This window comes from Phenylobacterium sp., from assembly GCF_036501465.1.
Lineage (GTDB): Bacteria > Pseudomonadota > Alphaproteobacteria > Caulobacterales > Caulobacteraceae > Phenylobacterium.
Window position 1 is genome coordinate 1 of the sequence record NZ_DASYAF010000141.1, and the last position, 12309, is coordinate 12309.

A 12309-nucleotide genomic window follows, 5' to 3' on the forward strand; every position below is an offset into this window, starting at 1 on the left:
CAGATCACCCGCTGGCTTGGACCCGATCATCCTTAAAGCGCCAACGGGTCCAAGGATGCGGCGGCTCAAAACGCCGGCGCCGCCCTCTCCCGGCCTCTCCCACGATGCTGCCGCATCTGGGAGAGGAGCAAACGTCCGCAACGGGTCGTTTCCAGACCTTCGCTCCCCTGGCCCTCATCCTTGGCGCAGGCGGGTCACAACCCCTTGGGCGGCGCCTGGCGCAGGTCGCTGACCGGGGTCAGCACGGTGCGCTCGATGATCTCGGCCATGGCCTCGGCGTCGATGGCGCCCTCGTGGCGCAGCCACCAGGCGAGCTGGTTCAGGATCGTGGAGACGATGTGGAAGAAGATGAAGTCGTCCAGCGGGCCCTCCGGCTGGCGCTGGCGGGTGGCGGCCATGGTCACCAGGGTCTGGCGCAGCATCTCGGCGCGCACCGTCTCGCCGGAGCCGCCGGCGATCAGCGCCTTGTAGATCGGCAGGTGGCCGACCACGAAGTTCACGATGGTCCGCGCCGCGCCGCGCCGGTCGCGCTGCATCAGCAGCGGCCGCACCTGGACCATGAACTGGCGGATCAGGATGTCGGCCACCTCGGCCAGCAGGGCGTCCTTGTCGGTGTAGTGGCGGAAGAAGGTGGCGTAGCCGATGCCGGCGCGTGCGGCGATAGCGCGCACGGTGATGGCCTCCAGCGGGCTTTCCGCAGCGAGTTCGGTCATCGCCTGGCGCAACGCTTCGCGCGTCCGCACAACACGGGCGTCCGAAACGGTTGTCATCGGCGGTAGGAGTCCATTATGATCCACTGTGTATCGTAAGTGCTTCGTCGGCGCCCCAATGGTGGACTGCGTGATCGGTTCCCCAAGGTCAAGGGCGCCGCGTCCGACGGACCCGTTCGCCGGACCAGTTGAGTGAACAGGAATCGGCCGGACATTCCTTTGAAATGTTGCGGCCCTAACAGGCGATGGACGGCGACGCGGGCGACCTGGCCCCCAGCCGGACCATGAGGGAGCAGGCGGCGATGAAGGTTTTCTCCGGTAAGGCGATGCTCGCGCTGGGCGTGAGTGCGGCGGCGCTGGGCGCCCTGGCCATGGCGGCGTCCCCGCATGGCGTCACCCAGGCCAAGGCCGAGGCGCCGAAGGTCGCCGGCCCGGCGCGGGTCGACAACTTCCTGCTGGCCGACCAGGACCTGCTGGGCCGCGAGCTCTATCGGATGTCCGACGACAAGGCCGTGGTCCTGGTGACCTACGCCTCGGCCGACAAGCAGGTGCATGCCGACGCCTCGGCGCTGATGGCGCTGAAGGCCGCCTACAAGGGCCAGAAGGTCGACATGCTGGCGGTCGACAGCCGCATCGGCGACAAGCGCGAGCCGGTGATCGCCGACGCCAAGGCGGCCGGCCTCGAGATGCCGATCCTGTTCGACTACGAGCAGCTGGTGGGCGAGGAGCTCGGGATCACCCGCGCCGACGAGGTGATCGTCATCGACCCGCGCGGCTGGACCATCGCCTACCGTGGCCCGGTGGACGGCGCCAAGGCCGCCATCGACGCCCTGGTCGCCGGCCAGAAGGTGGCGCTGACCACCCGCGAGGCCAAGGGCGAGTTGATCGCCTTCCCCGACCGGGCCAAGGCCAACACCTACGCCCAGATCTCCTACGCCCACACCATCGCCCCGATCATCCAGGCCAAGTGCGCCACCTGCCACCAGCCGGGCGGGATCGGGCCGATGCCGCTGAACACCTATGAGCAGATCAAGGGCTTCTCGCCGATGATCCGCGAGGTGATCCGCACCCACCGCATGCCGCCCTACCTGGCCGACGAGACCGTGGGCCAGTTCCAGGACGACGACCGCCTGTCGCCGGACCAGATGAAGACCCTGGTTCACTGGATCGACGCGGGTTCGCCGCGCGGCCAGGGCGACGACCCTCTGAAGAAGATCGTCTTCCAGGCCCCCGAATGGCCGCTCGGCAAGCCCGATTTGGTCCTCAAGGTGCCCGCGGTGAACATTCCCGCCACCGGCGTCCTGGACTACCAGCATCCGGTGGTCGCCAACCCGATGCCGGAAGGCCGCTGGCTGAAGGCCACCACCTTCCGCATCTCCGATCGCCAGGTGGTGCACCACATCCTGACCGGCGTGGTCGCCGCCGACTTCAAGGGCGACAACTTCTCGGAAAGCCAGTGGGGCGCCTCGCTGGGCGGCTACGGCCCGGGCCGCGGCTCCAACATCCAGCCCGTCGACACCGGCGTCTGGGTGCCGGCCTCCGGCGGCGTGGGCTTCCAGAACCACTACACGCCCTACGGCAAGGCCACGACCGAGAACACCGAGATGGGCATCTACTTCTACCCGAAAGGGCAGGAGCCGAAGTACGTCCTGCGCACCTTCCTCATCTTCGATTTCTCGATCGAGATTCCGCCGGGCGAGGAGTGGCACAAGGAAACCAGCTACGTCGAAGTCCCGAAGGACATGATCCTCTACGGGATCACCCCGCACGCCCACGTGCGCGGCGGCTCGACCCAGGTGTCGGTCATCTATCCGAACGGCAAGCAGGAGATGCTGCTGGCCCTGCCGCGCTACAACTTCAACTGGCAGTACGAGTACTTCCTGAAGACGCCGCTGAAGGTGCCGGCCGGCTCCAAGATCCTCGCGAAGTGGACCTACGACAACTCGGCCCGCAATCCCGGCAACCCCGACCCGACCAAGACCGTCTACGAAGGCGAGCAAACCTCTTCGGAAATGATGGCCACCTACCTGCACTACCGCTGGGTGGACGAGACGGTCGCGCACCAGAAGCCGGAATACGAGAAGCTGTTCCAGGCCAATCTGTTGATGGGCATCCTCGATGACAACATGGACGGCAAGATCGAGAAGGCCGAACTGAAGGGCGGACCCACGGGCCCGGTGCCCATGTTGAAGAAGTACTTCGACCTGATCGACACCGACCATGACGGGTCGATCGACGCCAAGGAACTGGCGGGCGCCCAGAAGCTCATGTCCCGCGGTCGTGGCGGCCAGCAGCAGAAGGCGGCGGCTCCGGCCGGCGCGCCGGCGGCGGCTCCGCTCGCGCCTTCGACGCCGACGGCCGGCGGTCGCTGAGCCTCGCCCGCCATGGCGGGAGGCCAATGAGAGTCACAGGCGCCGCTCCGGTCTCCGGGGCGGCGTTTGTCGATGGGCCGTGGCGCGACAAGCGAGCGCTGGCGCAGCGCCGTCGCCTGCGGCATACCTGAGTCACGAAAAGAACGCGTATCGGGGGAAATAGAGTTGGCATCGATCCGGACTTGGCTCTTCGGAGCCGCGCTCGCCGCCGCTTCCGCGGCTTCGCTCTCCGCCCATGCGCAGGGCGCGCCCGACGGCAAGGCGCTCTACGAGGCGCGCTGCGCCGGCTGCCACGAGGGCGGCAATCCCCGCGCGCCCAGCCGGGCCGACCTCGGCCAGCGCGCGCCCGCCGACATCGTCACCGCGCTCACCAGCGGCATCATGCAGCCGATGGCCGCCGGCCTGTCGGACGCCGACAAGCAGGCGGTCGCGGCCTACCTGACCGCCACCGGCGCCCAGGCTTCGGCCGGCGGCGGCGGCGGCGGTCGCCAGGCCCGCCCGACCGGGACCGAGATGCCCTCGGTCGAGATCAAGAACGGCGTGGTCGGCACGGACCCGATGTGCACCACCAATTCGCCGATCAAGGCCGGGCCGTCCGACTGGTCCAACATGGGCGTCGACCCGAACAACGACCGCTTCCAGCGCCATCCCGGCCTGACGGCGGCCGACGTGCCGAAGCTGAAGGTGAAGTGGTCCTTCTCGATGACCGGCGGCGGCCAGCCGGTGGTGGTCGGCGACTGGCTGTGGGTCACCAACCGCTCCGGCAAGTTCTACGCGCTCGACGCCAAGACCGGCTGCGTCCACTGGGCGGTGAACGACCTCGTCTCGCGCACCACCCCGATGATCGTGAAGTCGACGCTGGCCCCCTCCGGCTGGGCGACCTTCATCAGCCAGAGCAACAAGATCGTGCGCGCCTTCGACGCCCAGACCGGCAAGGAGCTGTGGCGTTCGGAGATGCTCGAGGCCCATCCGTCCTCGGTGCTGACCGGCACCCCGATGATCGCCGGCGAGCGGCTGATCGTGCCGATTTCCTCGATCGAGGAGGCCTCGGCCATGAGCAAGGCCTACTCCTGCTGCACCTTCCGCGGCTCGGTGGCGGCGCTGGACCTGAAGACCGGCAAGCTTCTGTGGAAGACGTCGATGATCGACGGGCCGATGAAGACCATCAAGGACAAGGACGGCGGCGGCAAGACGCAGGGCCCGGCGGGCGCCGCGGTCTGGGCCGCGCCCACCGTCGATATGAAGCGCGGCCTGGTCTATGCCGTCACCGGCGACAGCTACACCGACGTCGACACCGACGGCGACGACGCCATCGTCGCGCTGGACCTGAAGACCGGCAAGATCAAGTGGCGCCGGCAGGTCAGCGAGCACGACAACTTCGTCATGGGCTGCGGCCCGACCTCGAAGACCGGCAACTGCCCGACGCCGCTCGGCCCCGACTACGACTTCGGCGCGGCCCCGGTGCTGGTGACCATCGCCGGCGGCAAGCAGGTGCTCATCGCCGGTCAGAAGTCCGGCATCGTCTACGGGGTGAACCCCGACACCGGCGCGCTGATCTGGAAGACCCAGGTGGGCGCCGGCTCGGCGCTCGGCGGCGTGGAATGGGGCATCGGCGCCGACGGCAAGAACGTCTATGTGCCGATTTCCGACCTGGTCTACCTGTTCAACCCGGCGACCAAGGACAAGGGCAAGGCGGGCATCTATGCGCTGGATCCGGCGACCGGCAAGTTCGTCTGGTCGGCGCCGGCGCCCGACGCGCCGTGCGTCTACGCCAGCGACAAGGGCCGGCCCAGCCGCTGCGCCAAGGCCCAGCCCGCCGCCCCGGCGGTAATCCCGGGCTTCGTGTTCGAGGGCGGCGAAGACGGCTGGATCCGCGCCTACGATTCCAAGACCGGCAAGATCGTCTGGGCCGACTCCACCACCTCGCGGACCTACGACACCGTCAACGGGATCAAGGGCCAGCCGGGCGGCGGCATCGATGGCATGGGCCCGACCATCGCCGATGGGATGATGTTCATCACCAGCGGCAACAACGGCGCGGCGCGCGTGGGCTCCAATGGGGTCAATGTTCTGCTAGCCTACTCCGTGGACGGCAAATAGCGGGGCGCGGGGGGACACATGCGGCTGACAGGGGTTCTCGCATTCGCGGCCGGGCTCCTGCTCGCCGCCTCCGCCGTCCTCGCCCAGCCGCCGGCCGGCGGCGCGCCGCCGCGGCCGACGCCCAAGCCGGGCTACATCGTGCCGCCGGAGAACTCCGCCGGCCTCTATCCGGTGGCCGGCGAGCCGATCTTCAAGGCCAGGTGCGCCCAGTGCCACGAACCCGCCGTCGGCCGCGCGCCGTCCAGGGACCTGCTCGCCGCCCGCGCCCCGGAAGAGGTCTATGACGCGCTGACCATCGGGGCGATGAAGCCCATGGCGGCGGGCCTGACGGACGCCCAGCTCTACGGCGTCACCCGCTTCATCACCGGCAAGTCGCCGGTGCCCAACGCGCCTGCGGCGGCCGACCTCAACCCCTGCAAGACCAACGGCCCGCTGCAGCCTGCCGGCCCGCAATGGAACGGCTGGGGCCGCGACCTGGCCAACAGCCGCTACCAGCCCAAGCCCGGCTTCGCCGCCGCCGATATCCCCAGGCTGAAGGTGAAGTGGGCCTTCGCCTATCCCGGCACCAAGAACTCCGAGCCCCTGGTGTTCGGCGACCGGGTGTTCGTGGCCTCGATGAGCGGCAAGGTCTATTCGCTGGACGCCAAGACCGGCTGCGTCCACTGGCGCTACGATTGGCGCGGCGGCGCGCGCGCCTCGATGAGCATCGGCCCGCTCAAGGCCGCGCCCAGCGGCTGGGCGCTCTACCTGGGCGACGACCGCATGTTCGTCCACGCCTTCGACGCGGCCTCGGGCAAGGAACTCTGGAAGGTGGTGGTCGGCGACCACAAGGTGGGCCGCATCACCGGCTCGCCGGCCCTCTACAACGGCGTGCTCTATGTGCCGCTCTCGGCCTCGGAAGAGAGCCAGGGCAATGTGGCGGCCTACAGCTGCTGCACCTTCATCGGCACGGTGGTGGCGGTCAGCGCCAACGACGGCAAGATCCTCTGGCGGCGCGCGATCCTCGACGCCGAGCCGCGTCCCACGCGCAAGAATTCGGCCGGGACCCAGATGTACGGGCCGGCCGGCGGGTCGATCTGGTCGGCGCCCACGGTCGACGCCAAGGCGGGCCAACTCTACGTCGCCACCGGCGACAGCTACACCGAGGTCGACCATCCGACCTCCGACGCCGTCCTGGCCATGGACCTGAACACCGGCAAGATCCGCTGGGTCAACCAGGTGCTGGCGAAGGACAATTTCATGTCCGGCACGGTCAACGGGCCGCTGGGCGAGCGGGGCCCGGACTTCGACTTCGGGTCCTCGCCCGCCCTGGTGACGCTCGGCGGCCGGACCCTGGTGATCACCGGCAACAAGTCCTCGATCGTCTACGCCATGGATCCGGCCAGCGGGAAGACGGTCTGGCAGACGCCCAAGCTGGGTTCCGGCGGCGCCCTGGGCGGCGTCGAATGGGGCCCGGCCACAGACGGCAAGACGGTCTATGTGGCCCTGGCGGATTTTCCTGGGCGCGGGCGGCCGGGCCTGGTGGCCTTGAGCGCCGCCGACGGCCGCGAACTCTGGCGGGACGACGCGCCGAAGGGCCTGGCCTGCAACGTGCCGTCCGGCCGCTGCTCGCCCAGCTTCTCCCAGGCGGTGACGGCGGTGCCCGGCGCGGTGTTCGCCGGCGCGCTCGACGGGCGCCTGCGCGCCTTTTCCGCCGCCGACGGCAAGGTGCTCTGGGAGTACGACACCACCACCCCGGTCGACACCGTGAACGGGGTCAAGGCCGCGCCCGGCGGATCGCTCGACATGGGCGGCGCGACCGTCGCCGGCGGCATGGTCTTCATCCACTCCGGCTACGGCGGCAGCGCCGGTCCCTCGAACCTGCTGCTGGCGTTCTCTGTCGACGGCAAGTAGCCGGCGGCAGCTTCGCCGGTTGACCGGTAGCGCCTTGGCCCTCAAAGCCCGGGTGTGACCGCGCCCACCCACGCCGCCCACCACCGCAACGGCCTCGGCATCGCCTATCGCATGGCGGCCATGGTCTGCGTCGCCCTGCTGTCGGCGGCGGTGAAGTGGGCCGGCCACCGCGGCGCGCCGGTGTTCGAGATGGTGTTCTTCCGCAGCGCCTTCGCCTTCGTCCCGATCCTCGCCTACATCGCCCGCACCACCGGCTTCTCCGTCCTGAAGACCCAGCGTCCGCTCGGCCACCTGCACCGCTCGGTGGTCGGGCTGATCGGCATGACCTGCAGCTTCTCGGCCCTGCAGCACCTGGCCCTGACCGAGGCCACCGCCTTCACCTTCGCGGCGCCCCTGTTCATGACCGCGCTCTCGGCCCTGATGCTGCGCGAGCCGGTGGGCTGGCATCGCTGGGGGGCGGTGCTGGCGGGCTTCGCGGGCGTCCTGATCATGGTGCGGCCGGAGCCCGGCCACATGAACGTTCCCGGCGTCGCCTTCGGGCTGACCGCCGCGCTCGGCAGTGCGTTGGCCATGGTGCAGATCCGCCAGATCGCGGTGACCGAGAAGGGGGCGACCATCGTCTTCTACTTCACCCTGGCCGGCGCGGTCCTGGGCGGCGGCGTCTCGATCTTCCACTGGGTCACGCCGGACCCGCTGACGCTCTGGGTGCTGATTGGCGGCGGCCTGGTGGGCGGGGTCGGCCAGCTCTTCCTCACCGAGGCGATCCGCGTGGCGCCGGTGGGCGTGGTGGCGCCCTTCGACTACAGCCAGCTGATCTGGGCGACGATCCTGGGCTTCCTGGTCTGGGGCGAGCTGCCCCGGCCGCTCACCCTGCTGGGCGCCGGGGTGGTGGCGATGAGCGGCCTCTACATCCTGCACCGCGAACTCCTCCGCTTCCGGCGGGCCACGGCGGCGGCCTGAAGCGGCAGGCTGCCGCTGCGTCAAGCAACGCGTTGACAGCTTCCGGTCGCGGGAGGACCCTGCCGAAAACGCCGGTATGCGCCGCCGGGCGGCAGACGCCCGAACGCGCCGGCGACGGACCGCGCAGGGCGCGATCCAGGGTACAGGGAGCCATCGGATGAAGGCATGGATCATGGGCGTCGCGGCGATCGCCGCGCTGGCGATCGGGGCCGAAGCCCGCGCCTCGGTGACGGTGATCGGCGGCGGCCAGGCCGAGGCCTGCTCGAAGGACGCGATTTCGGGCAAGACCAGCCCGCAGTTCGAACGCGTCTGCACCGAGGCGCTGGAAACCGAGATGCTGGACGCTCGCGACCGGGCCGGCACCTACGTCAACCGCGGTGTGCTCAAGATGCGCCGCCAGGACTGGGCCGGGGCGACCAAGGACTTCAACGAGGCGGTGCGCCTCAGCCCGACCATGGGCGAGGCCTATGTGAACCGCGGCGCGGTCTCGATCGGCGAGCACCACTACGCCGACAGCCTGCCGGACCTCAACAAGGGCCTGGAGCTGGGGGTCGAGGAGCCGGCCAAGGTCTACTACAACCGCGGCTTGGCCTATGAGGGGATGGACGACATGAAGTCGGCCTACTTCGACTACCAGAAGGCCGTCGAGCTCAGCCCCGACTGGGACGCGCCCCAGAAGGAGCTGACCCGCTTCCACGTGGAGCGGAAGGAGTAGCCGCGCGTTTGCAAGGACGCCCTCAGGGGCGTTTCTGAAGGAGCCTGCGCCATGCGGGCCTTGATCGTCATCCTCGCGCTCGCCGCCGCCGCGCCCGCGGCCGCCCAGCCCCGCAGGGCCCTGGAACTGGACCGCGACGCGCGCCTGGCCGCCGCCGCCCAGACCGCCCGGGAACGCGGCACGACCCTGGACAACGAACTCTCCACCCTTGAGGCGCGCGAACAGTCCGACCGGACCCTGGCCGCGATCGCCGCCCTGGGCGAGCGACCGAGCGTCCCGACCGTGCCGTTCAACCCCAAGGCGCCGCCGCCGAAGATCGACGCCAGCCAGCTCGCCGAGATCCCCGACGCGGTGCTGGCCGCCTCCAACGCCCGCGCCGTCGCCGCCTCGAAGAACCGGCGCTAGCCGGCCTTCGGGAACGGCTTGGAGACGAACCGCGAACCTCTTTCCCCAAAGCGCCAGGGAACATCGACCGCCTTGCTGATGCCGATGCGGGGGCCCACCACGACCCCGGCCGCCGGCCCGGGGACCAGCGCGAACGGCGGCGCATCGACCCGCAGGCCGTTCTGCGCGTGGGAGACGCCCAGCGCCTGGCACAGCCGCCCGGGGCCGGAGCACAGCAGGCGTGGATCCTCCAGCCCCCGGCGCGCGGCCATCAGGTCCAGGCCCTGCGTGGGCTCGACGGCGCGCAACAGCACCGCGCTTCCCCGCTCGTCGCCGCAGACCAGGTTCATGCACCAATGGATGCCGTAGGAGCGGTAGACGTAGATCGCCCCCGGCGGGCCGAACATCACGGCATTGCGCGGCGTCGGGCCCGAGAAGCTGTGCGAGGCGGGGTCTGAGTAGTGATAGGCCTCGGTCTCGACGATCCGCCCGCCGACCCCGTCCATGGTCAGGGTCCAGCCGATCATCATCGACGCGGCGACGTGGCTGGGCGCGGTGAACAGCTCGGCTTGACGCGCGGCAAGCTCGGGGGGCGAAATATCGGCAACCATCAGGGAGGACTTCGCATGCCGTACGTCGAGGGCCAAACCATCCACGACGCCGACTCCCACATCATGGAGCTGCCGGGCACGATCAACCGCTACCTGGACCCCAAGGCCCGCGACGCCTTCGTGGAGAAGACCGGGCGCAAGGACGTGCTGCCTGAGTGGTTCGCCAAGGCCAAGGACAAGGCCGACGACCCTGAGTTCCTGGCCGGCGCCGAGGCCAACATCCTGCTGCGCAAGAACTATGAGGCCCTGGGCGCCTTCAAGGCGGCCGACCGGCCGAAGACGCTGGACTACCTGGGCTTCACCAGCCAGCTGGTCTTCACCACCGCCTGCCTCTCCAACTTCGGCCTGGAGCAGATGGGCGAGGTCGACCTGGCGCTCGAGGCCGCCCGCGCCCACAACCGGATGATGACCGAGTTCTGCGGCGTCGACCGCCGCCTCTTGGCCACCGGCTATGTGCCGCTGATCGACCGCAAACGCGCGCCGCAGATCGCCCGCGAGGCGCTGGAACTCGGCTGCAAGGCCCTGGTGATCCCGTCGCGCCATCCGCCGGGCTTCTCGCCCAGCCATGTGGAGCTCGACCCGCTCTGGGCCCTGGCCCAGGAGGCGCGCATCCCCATCCTCTTCCACGTCGGCGGCGAGGAGAAGATGGCCCACGACTACATCGACAACGGCCTGCCGTTCGTGAAGGACTTCCACGGCGGCGACGAGAACTTCACCTCCCTGACCTTCATGGCGATCCCGCTGTCCATCTGGCAGACGCTGTCGGCCCTGGTGATCGACGGGGTCTTCGACCGCTTCCCGAACCTGAAGTGGGGCGCGATCGAACTCGGCGCCTCATGGCTGCCCAGCCTGATGCAGTTCCTGGATTCCGGGACCGCGGCCTTCGGCAAGGAGGAGCGGCTTCAGAAGCTGTCGGCCCGGCCCAGCGAGATCCTGCGCCGCCAGTTCCGCGCCACGCCCTATCCGCACGAGAACACCCGCTGGATCATCGAGAATTCGGGGCAGGACATGCTGATGTTCTCGTCGGACTTCCCGCACATCGAGGGCGGCCGCAATCCGCTGAAGCGGTTCAACGAGAGCCTTGAAGGCGTGTCGGAGCCGGTGCGCAAGAAGTTCTACCGCGACAACTTCATCGACCTGATGGGCGCGGGCCTGGACCCGTCGCTGCACGACCTGCCGAGCTTGCAGGCGGCGTAGACGGGTTGACGCCTGGGGGGTGCTGCGCGGCGCGCCTACTTGCCCACCACCAGGATCGAGAATGAGTCCGGCGCCATGGGACCGCGCCGCGGCCGTCCTGGCGGCCCCGCGGGCGCGCCGGCCGCGGGTTCGGGCGCGGGCCCGAAATCGGCGGTGATCAGGAGGATGTGGCCGGTCTTGGCGTCGAGGGTCAGGGTCTTGGCGCCCACCTTGGTCTGCAGGGTCTGCTCCACCATGAACTTGGTCGGGCTCTCTTCCTTGATCACCGTCAGGGTGCCGTCGCCCTGCGAACTGAAAGCCTCCTTGGTCGCCGGATTGAAGGTCGCGCCGTCGACGCCCATGCCGATCGGCAGGACCGCCAGGATCTGGCCGGTGTCGGAATTGAGCATGGCTATGACCGCCGGGTTGCGGCAGGCGGCGAACAGGACGTGGGACTTGACGTCGAAGGCCAATCCCGCCGGCGCGCCGCACTTGCCCGCCAGACTGTAGCGGTTGACCACGCTCAAGGTCTTGGTGTCGACGACGGCGATCTCGTCCTTGTTCTCGACGTCGATGTAGAGGCGGCCCTTGCCGTCGCTGACCGCCTGTTCCGGCGCGCCGCCGATATCGACCGTGCCGGCTACGGAGCCGTCCCTGGCGTCGATCGCGGTGACGTTCGGCGCGATGTGGCTGAGGATGTAGATGCGTTGGCCGGCCGGGTCGCCGAGGATGCCGTCCGGAAAGCCCTGCACCTCGATCGTCTTGATCGGGGCGAGCGTCCTGGCGTCCCACATGGCGACGGGCCTGCTGCTGGCGAACCCGTGACCGGATTTCGGATCGACGGCGGCCCCGTGCCCGGCCTTGGCGGGGATCGCGCCCACGGGCGCCAAGCTATCGAGGTCGAAGGCGTCGACCCGCGGGTTCGCGCCACCGCGTGGCACATAGAGCCGGCGGTTGACCGGGTCGGCGTAGACGTAGTCGAACCCGCCTTCGCCGCCGGTCTTGACGGTCTTCAGCACGTGGTAGGGACCGGTTGACTGTGCGCCGGCATGGCCCGCCGCCAAGGCGGCGAGGAGCGCAAGGGGGGCTAGAAGGCGGTGCATGCTCAACTCCGAAAGCGGCGCCAGCCGGCACGATCCCACACCGCCGATGCGGCCTCAATGGAGCCAATGTTAAGCTTTCCCAATGGGCCCCGGGGCGTCTCCAGGGCGATCCCTGAGCGACGAGGACCTTCGCCGGTCCAGCCGCCGCCCCGCCCAACATCGGCTAACCCGCTTCCGCTCATTCCCGCGAAGCGGGCTTTCAAACCCCGGAACACACGGACCACACGGAAACCAGCCAGGGGCCCGCGTTGGTGTGGTTCGTGTGTTGTGTGGTTCAAAAAGCCG

At 69.4% G+C, this 12309-nt stretch carries 10 protein-coding genes; 7 read left to right on the plus strand and 3 right to left on the minus strand.

Annotated elements, in window-relative coordinates:
• Positions 1 to 194: 194 nt before the first annotated feature.
• On the minus strand, positions 195 to 713 hold the full coding sequence (locus tag VGL85_RS15420) for a helix-turn-helix domain-containing protein (RefSeq protein WP_331589845.1): 519 nt from the start codon (positions 711 to 713) through the stop codon (positions 195 to 197).
• 299 nt (positions 714 to 1012) lie between these two features.
• On the opposite strand from VGL85_RS15420, the gene VGL85_RS15425 reads away from it, so the two are divergent.
• From VGL85_RS15425 to VGL85_RS15450, 6 genes are all read left to right on the plus strand, one after another.
• Positions 1013 to 3082 carry a hypothetical protein gene (locus VGL85_RS15425; RefSeq protein ID WP_331589846.1) on the plus strand — a complete coding sequence of 690 codons (2070 nt, stop codon included), beginning with the start codon at positions 1013 to 1015 and terminating at the stop codon, positions 3080 to 3082.
• Positions 3083 to 3247: 165 nt separating this feature from the next.
• Entirely contained in the window at positions 3248 to 5182 is a 1935-nt protein-coding gene (locus VGL85_RS15430; protein ID WP_331589847.1) for a PQQ-binding-like beta-propeller repeat protein, read from the plus strand.
• An 18-nt stretch (positions 5183 to 5200) separates the two neighbouring features.
• Positions 5201 to 7075: a PQQ-binding-like beta-propeller repeat protein gene (locus VGL85_RS15435; RefSeq protein ID WP_331589848.1), complete on the plus strand. Its 1875-nt coding sequence runs from the start codon at positions 5201 to 5203 to the stop codon at positions 7073 to 7075.
• Positions 7076 to 7129: 54 nt separating this feature from the next.
• A complete protein-coding gene (locus VGL85_RS15440) occupies positions 7130 to 8035 on the plus strand; it encodes a DMT family transporter (RefSeq protein WP_331589849.1) in 906 nt (301 codons plus the stop codon).
• Positions 8036 to 8192: 157 nt separating this feature from the next.
• Positions 8193 to 8750, plus strand: a complete 558-nt coding sequence (locus tag VGL85_RS15445) for a tetratricopeptide repeat protein (protein WP_331589850.1) — start codon at positions 8193 to 8195, stop codon at positions 8748 to 8750.
• Between the two features lie 51 nt (positions 8751 to 8801).
• Positions 8802 to 9155 carry a hypothetical protein gene (locus tag VGL85_RS15450; protein WP_331589851.1) on the plus strand — a complete coding sequence of 118 codons (354 nt, stop codon included), beginning with the start codon at positions 8802 to 8804 and terminating at the stop codon, positions 9153 to 9155.
• Here the strand turns inward: VGL85_RS15450 and VGL85_RS15455 are convergent.
• Positions 9152 to 9745, minus strand: coding sequence for a DNA-3-methyladenine glycosylase (locus VGL85_RS15455; protein ID WP_331589853.1), 594 nt, complete (start codon positions 9743 to 9745; stop codon positions 9152 to 9154). The two genes, VGL85_RS15450 and VGL85_RS15455, sit on opposite strands and share 4 nt — an antisense overlap.
• A gap of 15 nt (positions 9746 to 9760) precedes the next feature.
• On the opposite strand from VGL85_RS15455, the gene VGL85_RS15460 reads away from it, so the two are divergent.
• Entirely contained in the window at positions 9761 to 10942 is a 1182-nt protein-coding gene (locus VGL85_RS15460) for an amidohydrolase family protein (RefSeq protein ID WP_331589854.1), read from the plus strand.
• Between the two features lie 35 nt (positions 10943 to 10977).
• On the opposite strand, the gene VGL85_RS15465 is transcribed toward VGL85_RS15460, so the two are convergent.
• A complete protein-coding gene (locus tag VGL85_RS15465) occupies positions 10978 to 12024 on the minus strand; it encodes a hypothetical protein (protein WP_331589855.1) in 1047 nt (348 codons plus the stop codon).
• Positions 12025 to 12309 lie beyond the last annotated feature (285 nt).

Bases quoted from the DNA above. Each gene is read 5' to 3' on its own strand.
- VGL85_RS15420 (WP_331589845.1), bottom strand. From the start codon at position 713: ATGACCGAACTCGCTGCGGAAAGCCCGCTGGAGGCCATCACCGTGCGC.
- VGL85_RS15425 (WP_331589846.1), top strand. From the start codon at position 1,013: ATGAAGGTTTTCTCCGGTAAGGCGATGCTCGCGCTGGGCGTGAGTGCG.
- VGL85_RS15435 (WP_331589848.1), top strand. From the start codon at position 5,201: ATGCGGCTGACAGGGGTTCTCGCATTCGCGGCCGGGCTCCTGCTCGCC.
- VGL85_RS15445 (WP_331589850.1), top strand. From the start codon at position 8,193: ATGAAGGCATGGATCATGGGCGTCGCGGCGATCGCCGCGCTGGCGATC.
- VGL85_RS15450 (WP_331589851.1), top strand. From the start codon at position 8,802: ATGCGGGCCTTGATCGTCATCCTCGCGCTCGCCGCCGCCGCGCCCGCG.
- VGL85_RS15455 (WP_331589853.1), bottom strand. From the start codon at position 9,745: ATGGTTGCCGATATTTCGCCCCCCGAGCTTGCCGCGCGTCAAGCCGAG.
- VGL85_RS15460 (WP_331589854.1), top strand. From the start codon at position 9,761: ATGCCGTACGTCGAGGGCCAAACCATCCACGACGCCGACTCCCACATC.
- VGL85_RS15465 (WP_331589855.1), bottom strand. From the start codon at position 12,024: ATGCACCGCCTTCTAGCCCCCCTTGCGCTCCTCGCCGCCTTGGCGGCG.